Below are 15,688 nucleotides of genomic sequence, written 5' to 3' on the forward strand. Positions count from 1 at the left end.
GTATCGTTACAGGTGTCAGTGAGCCGGCTTGAGCGGCAGCAGGGCGCTGATGCGGAAGCCTCCACCCGGGCGCGGCCCCGCGTCCAGGGTGCCGCCGACCATACCGACACGCTCGCGCATCCCGATCAGGCCGTGCCCCTGGCCGTCGGCGCCGCCCTCCTCGTACAGCTCGTGGGGCGCGCCCTTGCCGTCGTCCTCGACGAGCAGCCCGAGCCCGTCGTCGAAGTAGACCAGGCGCACGCTCGCGCCCGCGTTCGGGCCGCCGTGCTTGCGCGTGTTGGTGAGCGCCTCCTGGACGATGCGGTACGCCGTGAGCTCCACCCCGCTGGGCAGCGGGCGCGGGGTGCCCTCGACCTTGAAGTCGACGGGCAGGCCCGAGGTGCGGCACTGCTCGATGAGGTCGTCGAGCTGTTCGACGTCGGGCTGCGGCACGTACTCACCGCTCTCCTGGTGCTCGCCGGTGCGCAGCACGCCGAGCAGGCGGCGCATCTCGGCGAGGGCCTGGCGACCGGTCCCGGAGATGGTCTCGAGGGCCTTCCTGGCCTGCTCGGGGGCGGTGTCCATGACGTACGCGGCACCGTCGGCCTGCACCACCATCACCGAGACGTTGTGCGCGACCACGTCGTGCAGCTCACGGGCGATCCGGGCGCGCTCGGCGGCGACGGACACCTTGGCCTGCGCCTCGCGCTCCTTCTCCAGACGGGCGGCGCGCTCCTCCAGCTGCGCGAGGTAGGCGCGGCGGGTGCGGATGGAGTCGCCGAGGACCCAGGCGAGCGCGAAGGGAACCGTCTGGAAGATCACTATCAGGACGGCGCCCAGCGGGCCCTGATCCTTCAGGGGCCAGCGGAGCTGCCCGACGGTCGCCGCGCACAGGCCGCCGATCAGCCCGAGGCGCGAAGCCCAGCGGGCACCGTCCGCGGCGACGGTATAGATGATCACCAGCATCGCGAAGTCCGCAGGCGCCGACGGGACATCCAGGATCACCTGTGCGACACCTGCCACCGCGGCCAGCACCAGCATCTTCTCGGGCATGAGGCGGCGCAGCGCGACGACCGCGCTCAGTACGACGGCGATCGGGAGCGCCGCGGCGAGCGACCCGCGCTGATCAGCGGCGCCGTTGACATTGCTCAGGCTCACGCCGGAGATCCCGAGCAGGACGACGGCCCAGAAGCTGTCGACCCATGTCGGGTGCCTGCGGAGGAAGTCATAAAGGCGCTGCACGTAACCCAGAGTAGGGAAGCACGCAGCGTGCAGGGGTCAACCGGAGGGTCGATCCGCGAAGGGCGCTCGTACTCCCCAAGGTGGATGCTCCCCCGTCCGAGACGGATAGTGCCCGTCTTTCGACAGGGCCTAGCCTGGCCCGGTGAGGCGTGTGGGGACAGGTGAGTGGCGAGGTTGGCGCGAGGCGACGGAGGAGGCCCTGTACGGGCCCTGCGGCTTCTATCGCGGGCCCGAGGGGCCGGCCGGCCACTTCCGTACGTCGGTGCACGCGTCCCCGCTGTTCGCCGCGGCCGTGGCCCGGCTGCTGTGCCGGGTCGACGAGGCCCTCGGCCGCCCCGCCGAGCTCGCCTTCGTGGACATGGCGGCGGGCCGCGGTGAGCTGGTGGCCGCCGTCCTCGCCGCGCTCCCTGCCGAAGTGGCCTCCCGCGCGCGCGGGTACGCCGTCGAACGTGCCGACCGCCCCGCCGGTCTCGATCACCGGGTCGAGTGGCTCACTCGGCCCCCGGAGGGGATCACCGGGCTGCTGTTCGCCAACGAGTGGCTGGACAACGTGCCGGTGGAGGTGGCGGAGGTGGACGCGACGGGCGTACCCCGGCTGGTTCTCGTACGGGATGACGACGGGGCCGAGCGCCTGGGTGACCCCGTGGCCGGGGCGGAGGCGGAGTGGCTGCGGAGGTGGTGGCCCCTGGCCCCCGAAGAGGCGCCTTTCCCAGGGACGCCCTCCGAAGAGGCGCCCTTCGAGGGGGCCCGCGCCGAGATCGGCCTCCCCAGGGACACCGCCTGGGCCAGTGCGGTCGCCTCCCTGGACCGGGGTCTCGCCGTCGCTGTCGACTACGCGCACTTCGCCGCGGCGCGCCCGCCCTACGGGACGCTCACCGGCTTCCGCGAGGGCAGGGAGACGGTGCCCGTCCCGGACGGTTCGTGCGACATCACGGCGCATGTGGCGCTGGACGCCTGCGCGCTGCCCGGGGGGCGCGTGGTGACCCAGCGGGCGGCACTGCGCGCGCTCGGCATAAGCGGCGCCCGGCCGGCGCTCACGCTCGCCGCCAAGGACCCCGCCGCCTACGTACGCGCTCTCGCCGGGGCGGGGGAGGCCGCCGAGCTCACCGCGACCGGCGGCCTGGGCGACTTCGGCTGGCTCCTCCAGCCGGTGGGAATTGCGAACCCGATGATCGACGGCCCGCTCGCCGACGCTCCACCGGCCGACGGCCTACTTGTCGATGTCCCCGACCACGAAGAACAGTGACCCCAAAATCGCCACCATGTCCGCCACCAGCGTCCCGGGCAGCAGCTCCACCAGCGCCTGGATGTTGTTGAACGAGGCCGAGCGCAGCTTCAGCCGGTACGGCGTCTTCTCGCCCTTGCTGACCAGGTAGTAGCCGTTGATCCCGAGGGGGTTCTCGGTCCAGGCGTAGGTGTGTCCCTCGGGCGCCTTCAGGACCTTCGGGAGGCGCTGGTTGATCGGCCCGGCCGGAAGGCCCGCGAGCCGGTCGAGGCAGGCGTCGGCCAGATCGAGCGCGTTGTGCGTCTGCTCCAGGAGGCACTCGAAGCGCGCCAGGCAGTCACCCTCCTGGCGGGTGACGACCTTCAGGGTGTCCTGGAGCTCCCCGTAGGCGAGGTACGGCTCGTCCCGGCGCAGGTCGAAGTCGACGCCCGAGGCGCGCGCGATCGGCCCGCTCACTCCGTAGGCGTGCACGGCCTCCGGGGCGAGGGTGCCCACGCCCCGCGTACGCCCCCGGAAGATCTCGTTGCCGAGCACCAGGTCGTCGTACACGCCCATCCGCGAGCGCAGGGCCGTGACGGCGCCACGCGCGCGGGTGGTCCATCCGGCGGGGAGGTCCTCCTTGAGACCACCGACGCGGTTGAACATGTAGTGCATGCGCCCGCCGGAGATCTCCTCCATGACGTGCTGGAGTTCCTCGCGCTCCGTGAAGGCGTAGAAGATGGGGGTGATCCCGCCCAGCTCAAGGGGGTACGAGCCCAGGAACATCAAGTGGTTCAGGACCCGGTTGAGCTCCGCGAGCAGGGTGCGCATCCACACCGCGCGCTCGGGGACCTCCATGCCGAGCATCCGCTCCACGGCGAGGACCACGCCCAGCTCGTTCGAGAAGGCGGAGAGCCAGTCGTGGCGGTTGGCGAGCATGACGATCTGGCGGTAGTCACGGGCCTCGAAGAGCTTCTCCGCGCCACGGTGCATATAACCGATCACCGGTTCCGCGTGCTGGATCCGCTCACCGTCCAGGACCAGCTTCAGCCGCAGCACGCCGTGCGTGGACGGGTGCTGGGGCCCGATGTTGAGCACCATGTCGGTACTCTCCGCGGCGCCGCCGATACCGACCATGGTCTCCGTCGTAGGAGTCATGAGGACAGTCTGTCGTACGTACCCTTGCGGCATGGATACGGGGAGCGCGGAGACCGCGGGAAACACGGCGGCGGAGCCGGTCTGGACCGGACTGCCACCGGGACTGCTGCGGATGCGCCGGCTGCTGCTGGTGGTGTGGCTGGGACTGCTGACGATCGCCCTGGGGCTGCTTCTCGGGGTGTTCGCCGGCGCCGCGTGGGCGGCCTTCGCGCTGCTGCCGCTCGCCCTGATGGTGTGGGGCTGGCGGATGCTGGGGCGCAACTGGCGCTCCTGGCGGTACGCCGAGCGCGCGGACGACCTGCTGATCAGCCGGGGTGTGCTGTTCCGCGAGGAGACCGTGGTGCCGTACGGGCGGATGCAGCTGGTCGAGGTGACCTCCGGGCCCGTGGAGCGGCACTTCGGGCTCGCGAGCGTGCAGCTGCACACGGCGGCCGCCGCGACCGACGCGTGCATCCCGGGTCTGGACCCGGCCGAGGCCGAGCGGCTGCGCGACCGGCTGACCGAGCTGGGCGAGGCCCGATCGGCGGGGCTGTGAGCACGCCGGCGCCGGGCGCGGAGGACGCCATACCGGAGGAGAAGCCGCTGGTGGAGCGGCGGCTGCACCCCGTTACACCGTTCCGGCGCGCCTGGGCGCCGGTCACCGTGGTCGCCGGGTGGGCCGTCCACGACCCCAACCAGGCGCAGGAGCAGCTGACCAGGCTGACGACGACCGCGCTGCTCATCGGTCTCGCCGTGATCGTCCCGGCGGCCGCCCTTTACGGCTTTTTGAGCTGGTGGTTCACGCACTTCGCGGTGACCGAGACCGAACTGCGCATCCGTACCGGCCTGTTGTTCCGGCGCACCGCGCACATCCGGCTCGACCGGCTGCAGGCCGTCGACGTCACCCAGCCGCTGCTGGCCCGCGTCGCGGGCGTCACCAAGCTCAAACTCGACGTCATAGGAACGGACAAGAAGGACGAACTCGCCTTTCTCGGCGAGGACGAGGCCCGCACCCTGCGCGCCGAACTCCTCGCCCGCGCCGCCGGTTTCGCCCCCGAGACGGCTCACGAGGTCGGCGAGGCGCCGGTGCGGCAGCTGCTGCACGTCCCGGCGGGCTTCCTCGCCGTCTCCCTCGTCCTCACCGGCGCCACCTGGGGCTCCCTGGCCGCCGCGCTCGTCGTGCCCCCGTTCCTGTGGTTCACCACCCACAGCGTGTGGACGGTCCTCGCCACCGGGGTGCCGCTGCTCGGCGCCGCGGGCGCGAGCAGCGTGGGGCGGTTCGTCGCCGAGTACGACTGGACGGTGGGCGAGTCCCCGGACGGGCTGCGCATCGACCACGGCCTCCTCGACCGTACGCACGAGACGGTGCCGCCCGGACGCGTGCAGACCGTACGGATCGTCGAACCGCTGCTGTGGCGGCGACGCGGGTGGGTGCGGGTGGAACTCGACGTGGCGGGTTCCTCGAACTCCGTCCTCGTGCCCGTCGCTCCACGCGAGGTCGCCGAGTCGGTGATCGCGGGGGTGCTCCCCGGGGTGACCGTGCCGTCCGCCCTGTCCCGGCCGCCGCGCCGGGCCTGGTGGTGCGTGCCGCTGTGGTGGCGAGGTTACGGGCTCGCCGTCACCGACACCGTCTTCGCGGCGCGTCACGGGCTGCTGCGCCGCCGCCTCTCGCTCGTGCCGCACGCGAAGGTGCAGAGCGTACGGCTGACACAGGGGCCCTGGGAGCGCTTCAAGGGCGTCGCCGACGTCCACGTGGACACGGGGGCCGACAAGACGGTGACGGCGCGGCTGCGGGACGCCTCGGAGGCCGCGGAGCTGCTTCAGTCGCAGGCCGACCGGTCACGGACGGGGCGGCGGGAGGCCCGGCCGGACCGGTGGATGGCCTGAGACCCTGAGACGACGTGCGCTGACATGCGCTGACATGCGCCGGCGTGCGGCCTGGGACGGCGTGAGGGCAGTGGCCTGAGCCACTGCCCTCATCTGCGTGAGCCACGTGCCAGGCGGCTTCAGGAAGCCGCGGTCCGCAGCTCCGCCAGGTCGATCTGCTCGGTCTCGTCGTGCGCGGTCAGGTCGATGACTTGACCGACACCGCGGGACCCCTCGTCGACGGGCTTGAAGCCGGACTCGGCCTCGGCCTTGTGCAGCGCGAGCGCCTCCTGTCCGACCACGTCCGCGAGGTCCTCGTTCTGCATGACCTCCATGGCCGCCGAGGACGTCCCCTTCTGCGTACCGAAGAAGTCGAAACCGCCCTCGACCGAGGGGCGCCGCACGGGCGCGGCCGGGGCGACGGCCACCGCCGTCGGCACGGTGAAGTGCCCGGAGGCACGGGCCGGCTTCGACGGCTTCACGGGGTGGGGCGCCTGCGCGGGGGGCTCCGCCTCGACGGACACCGCGCGCGCGGCGGGAACGGGCAGCGCCGCCGGCTTGGCGTCGGTCAGGGGGCGGCTGCCCTTCGGAGGGCCGTCGGTCGGAGGTTCTCCTTTGACGGACCCTCCCTTGGCGGACTCTCCTTTGGCGTGCTCTCCCTCGTCGGAACCGGAGGCAGCGGCATCGGCATCGGCACCAGACTCGGCCGCGGAATCCGAGGCGGCTTCGGTTTCGACCTCGGCTTCGGAGCCCGCTTGGGAGTCGACGTCGACTTCGGCCTCGGCGCCGGGCTTCGCGTCGTCGTCCGGATCGGTGTCGGGGTCGGCGTCCGTGTCGGTATCCGGGTCGGTGTCCGATTCGGTGTCCGCGAGGGACACTTCGGTCGCCGCCTCGCCGTTCGTGATCCGGCTCAGCGCGGTGCTGGCGCGCAGGAAGAGCGACGACCCGGCCGGGGAGAAGACCTGGGCGGACGCGGGCGCGTCCGTCGGCTCCTCGGCGGCGTTCTCCGCCTCCGCGGCGGTCACGTCTTCGGCGGTGCCGCCGTCGTCCGTGTCCTCGCCGGCGCCGTCGCCCGCACCCTCGTTCAAGTCCTCGTCCTCGGCAGCCACGCCCTCGGGAGCCTCCGGCTCCGCCGAGTCGACGGCGTCCACGGATTCCGCGGACTCCACGGTCTCCGCCCCGGCGGTCAGCGCGCGAGCGGGGGCCACCGTCTCTATCTCGAGCAGCCGGCGTCCCTCCAGGGCGCTCGCCCGCTCCGTCTCCGCCGTGGCGTACCGTCGCAGCAGTGCCGCGTGCTCGTTGCGCAGGCCCGCCAGCTCCGCCCGCTTCGCGCGCAGCTTGTGCTCGAGCTTCGTGCGCAGCTCGCGCGACTCGTCGAGGTCGGTCTCGAGCTCGGCGACGCGCTCCTCGTGACGCCACTCGTCACTCGCACGCGCGCGCGTGAGGTCCGCGACCCGCTTGCCCGCCGCCGTGTCCCAGCGGCGCATGACGACACCGCCCGCGACGGCGGTCACCGCGGCGGCCGCGGCCAAGGCGCGGAGCACCGTTGGTTCCGTGAACAGCCAGGGCCCCACGGCACAGACGAGCGAGACGCCTGCGATCGCCGAAGGAGGCAGCAGCCGGTGCAGAGGTGGGGAATGGCGGTGACGTCCACGTGGCATGGCCAGAAACTTACCGCGCGTAGGCGAATCTTGGAGCCCCGCCCGGTAAAAACACGGCCACCCCAGGGGTTTCACACCGCCACAGCCGCCTATAAGGGCAACTCCTTGTCCGGCAAGGGCTCCCGCTTGCCCCACAAGGCGGCTACTTGTTGATCAATTTCCTTGAGTTCGAGTGATTCGGGAGATTCGAGGGACTCGGGGAATTCCACGAGGGGCGGCACGTATCACGAGGGCCGCCCCGTATTCGGGGACGACGGTCAACGGTCGCTCAGCCGCCCGCTGAACCACTGCAGCGTCGCCGGGATCTCCCGCCGCCACGTGTTGAAGTTGTGGCCGCCGCTGTCGAGGATGATCGACGCGATCCGGGTGCGCTGCTTGGACTGCACGAGGCTGATGAACTTCAGCGTCTCCTTGTAGTTGTGCTCGCCCACCTTGCTGCTGGTGACCAGCAGCGATGTGTCCGGCGCGGGCTTGTGCTGCATGAACCAGCGCAGGTCCGCGTTGTTGCGCAGCTCCTTGTTCCCATGGAAGAGGTCGCCCGTCGTGGGGTCGATCGGTGCCTTGTAGTACGGCGACAGACCCGCCCCGGCGGCGTACGCCTCGGGGTGGTGCAGTGCCAGCTTCAACGCGCAGTAGCCGCCCGTGGAATCGCCGGCGATGCCCCAGCTGCCGGGCTTTTTGCCCACCCTGTAGTGAGCCGATACGGCCTCCGGGAGGTCCTTGGCGAAGAACGTCTCGGTCTGCGGGCCGCCCGGGATGTCCACGCACTCCGTGTCCCGCGGCGGCGCGACCGTCGGCCGCATCATGACGAGGATCATCGGCTGCATCTGCCCGTTCTTCGACAACTCGTGGGCCGTCTGCGGATAGTGCAGGCCCTTGATGAGCGCCGCGGCGGTCCCCGGGTAGCCGGTGAGGACCGTGACCGCCGGGAAAGTGCGGGTGCGGTAGCGCGCCTGGAAGTACTCGGGAGGCAGGTAGACGAACGCGGGCGTGGCGATGTGCGTCGTACGGCCGACGATGTCGACCTTCTGGATCTGACCGCCGACCGGTGGCCGGGTCCCGCCCGCCACGTTCACCGGCTGGGTACCGACCACCTGGAGAGGCCCGCCGCCGTGGTCGCTCTGGCCGCCGTGGTACATGACCACGCCCTGGCCGCTCTCCTGACCGAAGAGGTCCGCCCAACTGGCGTAGAACCCGAACGCCTGGTTGGCGAACAGGCCGATCGAGACGAAGACCGCCACCTGGGTGGCCAGGAGCATCCCGACCCGCCCGCTGACGGCCCGCCAGTTGCGCCGCGCCAGCCGCGGCCACCACCACACCGTACCGACGAACAGCAGCACGGCGAACAGAACCGCCAGCACCAGCACCTTGTTGCTCGTGAGACCCATGAGCTGTCCTGCCTGCGCTTTCCGCCCCTGGCCGCCCTGCACTTTCGCGAGGCCTTGCCCTGGACTTTCCTTGCCTTTTGAACCGGCTTTCCGGTGGGGAGTGAACCTGACTCCCCAAGACACCGTCCTAGAGGGCGCAATGTCGCCGGATGCCGGAATGGCACCGGATTCAAGGTCTCTCGCAGAACTACGGGATGCGATGTCTGTCAGGATAGATGGGGAAATGTCGGGTGAGGTTCCAGACCGAACAGGCAGGACGCGACGCATACTCCGTGGTCCACGCCCAGAGGCTGTCCCCACCCTGGTCGCCAGGGCCTGCACACTCGTAGGGCTCCTGGACATCGGCGCCGGGGTCTTCCCCCGCTTCCGGCGCAGCCGTATGCACGCCATGGCCGAGGTGCTGCCCGGCTCGTTCGGCCCCTTCGCCGCCGCGCTGTCGCTCAGCGCGGGCGTACTCCTGCTGCTGCTCGCTCATGGGCTGCGGCGCCGCAAGCGCCGGGCGTGGCGGGCCGCCGTGGTCCTGCTGCCCGCGGGTGCCGTCGCCCAGTTCGCGTACCGGCACTCGATCATCGGCGTCGTCATCTCCGTCGCGCTGCTCGCGCCGCTGCTGCGCCACCGGAGCGAGTTCGCCGCCCTGCCCGATCCGCGCAGCCGCTGGCGCGCGCTCGCCAACTTCGTCCTCATGGGCGCCGGTTCCCTCGTCCTCGGACTGGTCATCGTCGGCGCCCACCAGAACCGGATGGTCGGCGACCCGAGCCTGGCCGACCGCATCACGCACGTCCTGTACGGCCTGGTCGGCTTCGAGGGCCCCGTCGACTACGCCGGACCCACGTCCTGGACGGTCGCCTTCTCGCTCGGCGCGCTCGGCTGGCTGACCGCCGTCACCACGATCTACCTGGCCTTCCGGCCCGAACACCCGGCCGCCCGGCTCACGGAGGACGACGAGACCCGACTGCGGGCCCTGCTGGACAAGCACGGCAGTCGCGACTCGCTCGGCCACTTCGCGCTCCGCCGCGACAAGGCCGTCGTCTTCTCCCCCAGCGGCAAGGCGGCCGTCACCTACCGCGTCGTCTCCGGCGTGATGCTCGCCAGCGGCGACCCCATCGGCGACGTCGAGGCCTGGCCCGGCGCCATCGAACGCTTCATGGACGAGGCCAAGGCCCACTCCTGGACCCCCGCCGTCATGGGCTGCTCGGAGACGGGCGGCGAGGTGTGGACCCGCGAGACCGGCCTCGACGCCCTCGAACTGGGCGACGAGGCGGTGGTGGATGTCGCGGATTTCTCCCTGTCCGGGCGCGCGATGCGCAACGTGCGTCAAATGGTGAAGCGCATCGAACGCGCTGGCTACGAGACCCGGGTACGGCGCATCCGTGACCTCAGCGAGGGCGAGCTGGAGCGGATACGACGGGCGGCGGAGGCCTGGCGCGGCACGGACACCGAGCGCGGCTTCTCCATGGCGCTCGGCCGCATCGGCGACCCGTCCGACAGCGACTGCCTGATCGCCACCGCGCACAAGGCGGACGACGTGCTCGGCCCGTACGGCGATCTGAAGGCCGTCCTGCACTTCGTCCCGTGGGGCACGGACGGGGTCTCCCTCGACCTCATGCGCCGCGACCGCTCGGCCGACCCCGGCATGAACGAACTCCTCATCGTGGCGGCGCTCGAGGCGTCCCCGCGCCTGGGCATCGAGCGGATCTCGCTCAACTTCGCGATGTTCCGCTCGGCGCTGGCACGCGGCGAGAAGATCGGCGCGGGTCCGGTGCTGCGCGCCTGGCGCGGCCTGCTCGTCTTCCTCTCCCGCTGGTTCCAGATCGAGTCCCTGTACAAGTTCAACGCGAAGTTCCGCCCCCGGTGGGAACCCCGCTTCGTCGTCTACGGCTCCTCCCGCGACCTCCCGCGCATCGGCTTCGCCGCCATGCAGGCCGAGGGCTTCCTGAACCTGGCCCTCCCGAGCCTGCTGCGCCGCCGCGCACCGGCTCCGCGCCCGTGCGCCCACGGCGTGGCGGAACGCGGAGTCAGGGCGGCGTAGCCCCTTTGAACAGGCCCGGGCGAGGCGAGGGCCCCTACCCCAGCCCTGGGGACCCTCGCCCGGGCCACGCCCCCCTTTGGTGGTATATCAACGCTCTCGCCCCTTTCGAGGTGACTGCTTGACCGACCGAGTCGATCGGGCGGGCGGGGAACAGGCCGTGAAGCGGCCAAAAGACCCCCGCCGGAGCGAACCCGCGGACGATTCGGCCCCCCGCCGGAGGCCTAGGCTGGACGCATGAACTCCGAGCGCCTCCGCGGCCACGTCGCGGGACTGCCGACCTGGGACCGCTGCGCGGTCATGGGAGTCGTCAACGTAACCCCCGATTCCTTCTCCGACGGCGGCCGCTGGTTCGACACGACGGCCTCCGTCAAACACGGCCTCCACCTGGTCACCGAGGGCGCCGACCTCGTGGACGTCGGCGGCGAGTCGACCCGCCCCGGCGCCACCCGCGTCGACGAGGCGGAGGAGCTCAAGCGTGTCATCCCGGTCGTCCGGGGCCTCGCCTCCGAGGGTGTCACCGTCTCCGTCGACACCATGCGCGCGTCCGTGGCGGAGCAGTCGCTCGCCGCGGGCGCCGCCCTCGTCAACGACGTGAGCGGCGGTCTCGCCGACCCCGCGATGATCCCCACCGTCGCCGCGGCCGGCGCGCCCTTCGTAGTCATGCACTGGCGCGGCTTCCTCGAGGGCGGCAACGTGAGGGGAACGTACGCGGACGTCGTCTCCGAAGTCGTCGACGAACTGCACGCACGTGTGGAGGCCGTTCTGGAAGGCGGCATCGCCCCCGACCGCGTCGTCGTCGACCCGGGCCTCGGCTTCTCCAAGGACTCCGAGCACGACCTCTCGCTCCTCGCCCACCTCGACCGGCTGCGCGAACTCGGCCACCCCCTGCTCGTCGCCGCCTCCCGCAAGCGGTTCCTGGGCCACGTACTGGCGGGCCCGGAGGGCGCCCCGCCGCCGGCCCGCGAACGGGACGCCGCCACCGCCGCCGTCTCCGCGCTCGCCGCCCACCAGGGTGCCTGGGCGGTCCGCGTCCACGAGGTACGGGCCACCGCCGACGCCGTACGAGTCGCCCGGGCCGTAGAGGGAGCCCTGTGAGCGCACCCCGCACCGACATCGAGCAGGTCGAACTCGCCAACACCGCCTTCTACGAGGCACTCGAGCGGGGCGACTTCGACGCAGTGTCGTCGCTGTGGCTGGCTCCCCTGGAAACCGCCGCCGACGACATCGAGGGCGAGGGCGCGGTGGTCTCCTGCGTCCACCCCGGCTGGCCGGTCCTCAACGGCCGCGGCGAGGTCCTGCGCTCGTACGCGCTGATCATGGCGAACACCGAGTACATCCAGTTCTTCCTCACGGACGTGCACGTCTCCGTCACGGGCGACATCGCGCTGGTGACCTGCACCGAGAACATCCTCAGCGGCGGCCCCGCCCCCGAGGCCAGCGACGAGCTCGGCCCGCTCGTCGGCCAGCTGGTGGTCGCCACGAACGTGTTCCGTCGCACGGTGGACGGCTGGAAGCTCTGGTCGCACCACGCCTCACCCGTGCTCGCCGAATCCGGCGAGGAGGAGGACGACGAGGACACCCCCGGCTGAGGACCGACCCGCCCTCTGCCGAGCCCGCGGCCACCCCCGGTCGGGTGGGCTGACGGTCCACTGGCATCAAGGAGTGGTTGGAATCACGAACCGCTGGGTAGGGGCGGCTACCAACCCGTGAGCCGCGGTGTTCCCCAGGGGAAACGCCCGATGAAGCCTCACGACCATCATGTGGGCGCGTGTCCCCGCGGGTGAGCTCTGTCAGTGCCCGCAGGTAGATTCGTTTGAGGCCGGTGCGCCGACCGCACTCGGTGGACATCGGCCGCTACCGACGATTGCAGGAGTGATTCGCGTGGATCGTGTCGCGCTGCGCGGCCTCAAGGCTCGCGGGCACCACGGTGTCTTCCAGAAGGAACGCGAAGAGGGCCAGACCTTCATCGTGGACCTGACACTGGGCCTCGACACCCGACCGGCCGCGGCCGAGGACGACCTGTCGAAGACCGTGCACTACGGCATCGTGGCGGAGGAGGTCGTGACCGTCGTCGAGGGCGAGCCCGTCGACCTCATCGAGACGCTCGCCGAGCGCATCGCCCAGACCTGTCTGAAGCACGACGGGGTCCAGGAGGTGGAGGTCTGCGTGCACAAACCGGACGCGCCGATCACGGTCCCCTTCGACGACGTGACCGTCACGATCACCCGGAGCCGAGTATGACCGCCTACTTCACCGAGGGTCAGAGCGACCCGACCGTACAGCCGGTACCCGCCTCCGTGGTCGAACAGGTGGACGCCGCGGACACGACCCTGCAGAACCCGAAGCGGGCCGTGCTCTCCCTCGGCTCGAACCTGGGCAACCGTCTGGAGACCCTCCAGGGCTCCATCGACGCCCTGGAGGACACCCCTGGCGTCCGCGTCAAGGCGGTCTCCCCCGTCTACGAGACGGAGCCCTGGGGCGTCGAACCGGGCAGCCAGCCGACGTACTTCAACGCGGTCGTGGTCCTCAAGACCACCCTCCCTCCGTCCTCGCTCCTGGAGCGGGCGCACGCGATCGAGGAGGCCTTCCACCGTGTACGGGACGAGCGCTGGGGCCCGCGCACGATCGACGTGGACATCGTGGCGTACGCCGATGTCGTCTCCGGCGACCCGGTCCTGACCCTCCCTCACCCGCACGCCCACGAACGGGCCTTCGTGCTCGCCCCCTGGCACGACGTGGAGCCCGAGGCGCAGCTGCCCGACCGCGGCCCCGTGGCCCACCTGCTCACCGCCGTCACCCGGGAAGGCGTGCTGCCCCGGCCCGACCTGGAACTCCGGCTGCCCGAGTAGTCGTTAAGGTCAGGACGACCAGAGGCGGGCTTACAAGAGGGGCAAAGGGACAACAACGTGAAACAGCTGCGCATCAGGACGCTGGCAGCCGTGTTCGTCGTGGCCGGTGTGCTGTCCTGGGCGGGCGCGCGCCTGTGGGACTCGGTGGGGACCCTCCCCCGGGTCCCCCTGGCCGCCCCCATCGTCCTGGCCCTGATCGCCGTCGTCCTGCTGTCCACGGCGCTCTCGCTGCGCGCCCGCCTCAAGGCCCAGCGCGAACGCCGCCCCGGCGCCAAGGGCGTCGACCCCCTGATGGCGGCCCGCGCGGTCGTCTTCGGTCAGGCGAGCGCGCTGGTCGCCGCCCTGGTGGCGGGCATGTACGGCGGTACGGGCGCGTTCCTGCTCGAGTCCCTGGACGTCCCCGCCCGTCGCGACCAGGCCATCTACGCCGGCTTCTCGGTCCTCGCGGGCATCGCCGTGATAGCGGCCGCCTTCTTCCTCGAGCGCGTCTGCAAGCTCCCGGAGGACGACGACAACGAACACGGCGGCGCGGCACCGGTCGCGTAGGGGTCACCAGGGTTGCCGGGCAAGGTGGCCGTTGACCAGGAAGCCGGGGTGCGGGTCCAGGCGGTAGCTGTAGAGGGTGGACGGCTTGTCCTTGGCGATGCGCCGCCGCACCTGATGGACCTGGGACCAGGCCGCCTCCCTGAGCTGAAGGGAGTGCTGCTCTGGCTTGAACGTTCCTCGTGACGGCCAACTGTCGGCCACGAGGAGCTTCGAGGCCTTGCCATCCGTGCGGGGCGTGAATCTGGCGCCGACGATCTGGGCGAGTTCCATGAGAAACGGCACGTTTGCACTGACCAGCACCCGCGCGGGCCAGGTTTTGGCCGGACATCCGTCACCATCCATGTAGCCGTCCAGGAAACCGTCGAACGTCTCCTTGTCGCGCAGCACCACGCGCGGAAAGCCCTGCCGCATGCGGTGCGCGTCCCCGCCTACGTACTGCCGCATCAGATCGGCCAGGTACGACGAGACCACCCGCACACGAAATCCGGGCGCGTCCCGCTGCAAGTAGCCGGAAGGACGTGTCACCGGCTCCAGTCGGGCGTTCAGCCCCGTCGAGTTGGTCAAGCAGCGTGCGTACCGCTCCGCGAATGCCCTGTCGTTGACCACCAGCGAGCGACACGTAGTTCTGGCCGACCGTCCCGTCCGAGCACGTCGCTCCGATCAGGTAGCCGAAGTCGAAGCCCGGTTCGATGGTCAGTCGTGCGCGGCAGCTTCCTAGCGGCCGTCCAGGCGAGAACGGTCCCTTCCGCGTCTCTCGCGTGGACCCAGCCATCGGGCGTGCCCAGCATCTGATCCGGCGCGGCAGTGAACGTCACATGATCGGTCACTACTTCGACGACCTCGCGGACCTTGACGGTCACCACTTCCGTGACCGTCGTCTGGACCGTGCGCTCTCCCTCCAACGCCCAGAGGCGGCAGCCCGCCTGAATGTTGCGCGCCCGCCTGCGCCCACCGACCGCATTCACCGTCTGCTTGCTGGGCAGCCCATACCCCACCGCGATCCCCCTTGATCAGCGATCAACTCCACTGACCGAGGACCGTATCGGGCACCACTGACAATCAGGTCAGCGCGCCAGTATCAGGCTCATTGCCTCAGCCCGGGTCGTAGCGTCCCGAAGCTGGCCGCGCACCGCGGACGTGGTGGTCTTGGCACCTGGCTTGCGAATGCCACGGACCGACATGCACATGTGCTCAGCCTCGATGACGACGATCGCACCACGCGCCTCAAGGATCCGCATGAGCGAGTCGGCAATCTGTGTAGTGAGTCGCTCCTGCACCTGCGGCCGCCGGGCAAATACCTCGACAAGGCGCGCCAACTTCGACAAGCCAGTGATCTTGCCAGTGTCGGCCGGAATGTACCCGACATGAGCCACGCCATGGAACGGCAGGAGGTGGTGTTCGCACAAAGATACGATTTCAATGTCCTTCACCAGGACCATCTCGTCGTGCCCGAGGTCGAACGTCGTCGTCAGCACGTCCTCCGGAGCCTGCCTCAGTCCGGCGAAAAGCTCCTTGTACGCCCGCGCCACCCGCCCCGGCGTCTCGCGCAGGCCCTCGCGGTCCGGGTCCTCGCCGACCGCGATGAGGAGCTCTCGTACGGCGTCCTCGGCGCGCTTCTCGTCGAACTCGCCGATCACACCTTCGCCGTCCAGCGTCACGGGGTCGGTCATGTGGTCCTCGTTCCTGTGGATCTTGCGCGTGCTGGTCGACGCGTCCAAAACGTGCGGTCGTGGAAAAATGCCGCGCCCCCCAGGCTAGAACCTGGGGGGCGCGGCATCCATTCCGGG

At 70.7% G+C, this 15,688-nt stretch carries 15 protein-coding genes; 9 read left to right on the top strand and 6 right to left on the bottom strand.

Going from position 1 to position 15,688, the window contains the following annotated elements:
- Window positions 1-15: 15 nt before the first annotated feature.
- Window positions 16-1,221 carry a sensor histidine kinase gene (locus OG819_RS10625; protein WP_266649084.1) on the bottom strand — a complete coding sequence of 402 codons (1,206 nt, stop codon included), beginning with the start codon at window positions 1,219-1,221 and terminating at the stop codon, window positions 16-18.
- A 142-nt stretch (window positions 1,222-1,363) separates the two neighbouring features.
- On the opposite strand from OG819_RS10625, the gene OG819_RS10630 reads away from it, so the two are divergent.
- On the top strand, window positions 1,364-2,467 hold the full coding sequence (locus tag OG819_RS10630; RefSeq protein ID WP_266649086.1) for an SAM-dependent methyltransferase: 1,104 nt from the start codon (window positions 1,364-1,366) through the stop codon (window positions 2,465-2,467).
- Here OG819_RS10630 and OG819_RS10635 read toward each other — a convergent pair.
- Window positions 2,432-3,583, bottom strand: coding sequence for an NADH-quinone oxidoreductase subunit D (locus OG819_RS10635; RefSeq protein ID WP_266649088.1), 1,152 nt, complete (start codon window positions 3,581-3,583; stop codon window positions 2,432-2,434). The genes OG819_RS10630 and OG819_RS10635 overlap by 36 nt on opposite strands.
- 31 nt (window positions 3,584-3,614) lie before the next feature.
- Between OG819_RS10635 and OG819_RS10640 the strand changes: the two genes are divergently transcribed.
- Both OG819_RS10640 and OG819_RS10645 read left to right on the top strand, forming a co-directional pair.
- Entirely contained in the window at window positions 3,615-4,118 is a 504-nt protein-coding gene (locus OG819_RS10640) for a PH domain-containing protein (protein WP_266437859.1), read from the top strand.
- Window positions 4,115-5,449, top strand: coding sequence for a PH domain-containing protein (locus tag OG819_RS10645; RefSeq protein WP_266649089.1), 1,335 nt, complete (start codon window positions 4,115-4,117; stop codon window positions 5,447-5,449). Before OG819_RS10640 ends, OG819_RS10645 begins: the two co-directional genes overlap by 4 nt.
- Before the next feature lie 119 nt (window positions 5,450-5,568).
- Here the strand turns inward: OG819_RS10645 and OG819_RS10650 are convergent, their stop codons facing one another.
- Both OG819_RS10650 and OG819_RS10655 read right to left on the bottom strand, forming a co-directional pair.
- Complete coding sequence (locus tag OG819_RS10650) at window positions 5,569-7,089, bottom strand: hypothetical protein (RefSeq protein ID WP_266649091.1); 1,521 nt, start codon at window positions 7,087-7,089, stop codon at window positions 5,569-5,571.
- A gap of 257 nt (window positions 7,090-7,346) precedes the next feature.
- Entirely contained in the window at window positions 7,347-8,477 is a 1,131-nt protein-coding gene (locus tag OG819_RS10655) for an esterase family protein (RefSeq protein WP_266437866.1), read from the bottom strand.
- 223 nt (window positions 8,478-8,700) lie between these two features.
- Between OG819_RS10655 and OG819_RS10660 the strand changes: the two genes are divergently transcribed.
- The 6 genes from OG819_RS10660 to OG819_RS10685 all read left to right on the top strand — a co-directional run bounded on the left by OG819_RS10660 (window position 8,701) and on the right by OG819_RS10685 (window position 13,901).
- The gene (locus OG819_RS10660; RefSeq protein WP_266649094.1) at window positions 8,701-10,506 is read left to right on the top strand and encodes a phosphatidylglycerol lysyltransferase domain-containing protein; all 1,806 of its coding nucleotides are present in this window, start codon (window positions 8,701-8,703) and stop codon (window positions 10,504-10,506) included.
- A 234-nt stretch (window positions 10,507-10,740) separates the two neighbouring features.
- Window positions 10,741-11,601, top strand: coding sequence for a dihydropteroate synthase (folP, locus tag OG819_RS10665; RefSeq protein ID WP_266627195.1), 861 nt, complete (start codon window positions 10,741-10,743; stop codon window positions 11,599-11,601).
- On the top strand, window positions 11,598-12,095 hold the full coding sequence (locus OG819_RS10670; RefSeq protein WP_266627193.1) for a nuclear transport factor 2 family protein: 498 nt from the start codon (window positions 11,598-11,600) through the stop codon (window positions 12,093-12,095). Before folP ends, OG819_RS10670 begins: the two co-directional genes overlap by 4 nt.
- Before the next feature lie 292 nt (window positions 12,096-12,387).
- Complete coding sequence (folB, locus tag OG819_RS10675) at window positions 12,388-12,747, top strand: dihydroneopterin aldolase (RefSeq protein ID WP_266627191.1); 360 nt, start codon at window positions 12,388-12,390, stop codon at window positions 12,745-12,747.
- A complete protein-coding gene (gene folK, locus OG819_RS10680; protein ID WP_266437878.1) occupies window positions 12,744-13,355 on the top strand; it encodes a 2-amino-4-hydroxy-6-hydroxymethyldihydropteridine diphosphokinase in 612 nt (203 codons plus the stop codon). The genes folB and folK overlap by 4 nt, the downstream gene beginning before the upstream one ends.
- Window positions 13,356-13,412: 57 nt before the next feature.
- The gene (locus OG819_RS10685; RefSeq protein WP_266437880.1) at window positions 13,413-13,901 is read left to right on the top strand and encodes a DUF3180 domain-containing protein; all 489 of its coding nucleotides are present in this window, start codon (window positions 13,413-13,415) and stop codon (window positions 13,899-13,901) included.
- Between the two features lie 3 nt (window positions 13,902-13,904).
- On the opposite strand, the gene OG819_RS10690 is transcribed toward OG819_RS10685, so the two are convergent.
- Together OG819_RS10690 and folE are read right to left on the bottom strand one after the other, a co-directional pair.
- A complete protein-coding gene (locus OG819_RS10690) occupies window positions 13,905-14,465 on the bottom strand; it encodes a hypothetical protein (protein WP_266649096.1) in 561 nt (186 codons plus the stop codon).
- 500 nt (window positions 14,466-14,965) lie between these two features.
- Window positions 14,966-15,571 (bottom strand): GTP cyclohydrolase I FolE, encoded by a 606-nt coding sequence (gene folE, locus OG819_RS10695; protein ID WP_266627186.1) that lies wholly within the window; start codon window positions 15,569-15,571, stop codon window positions 14,966-14,968.
- Between the last annotated feature and the right edge of the window lie 117 nt (window positions 15,572-15,688).

Origin of the sequence: Streptomyces sp. NBC_01549, from assembly GCF_026339955.1 — a bacterium.
In the GTDB taxonomy this organism is placed as follows: Bacteria; Actinomycetota; Actinomycetes; order Streptomycetales; family Streptomycetaceae; genus Streptomyces.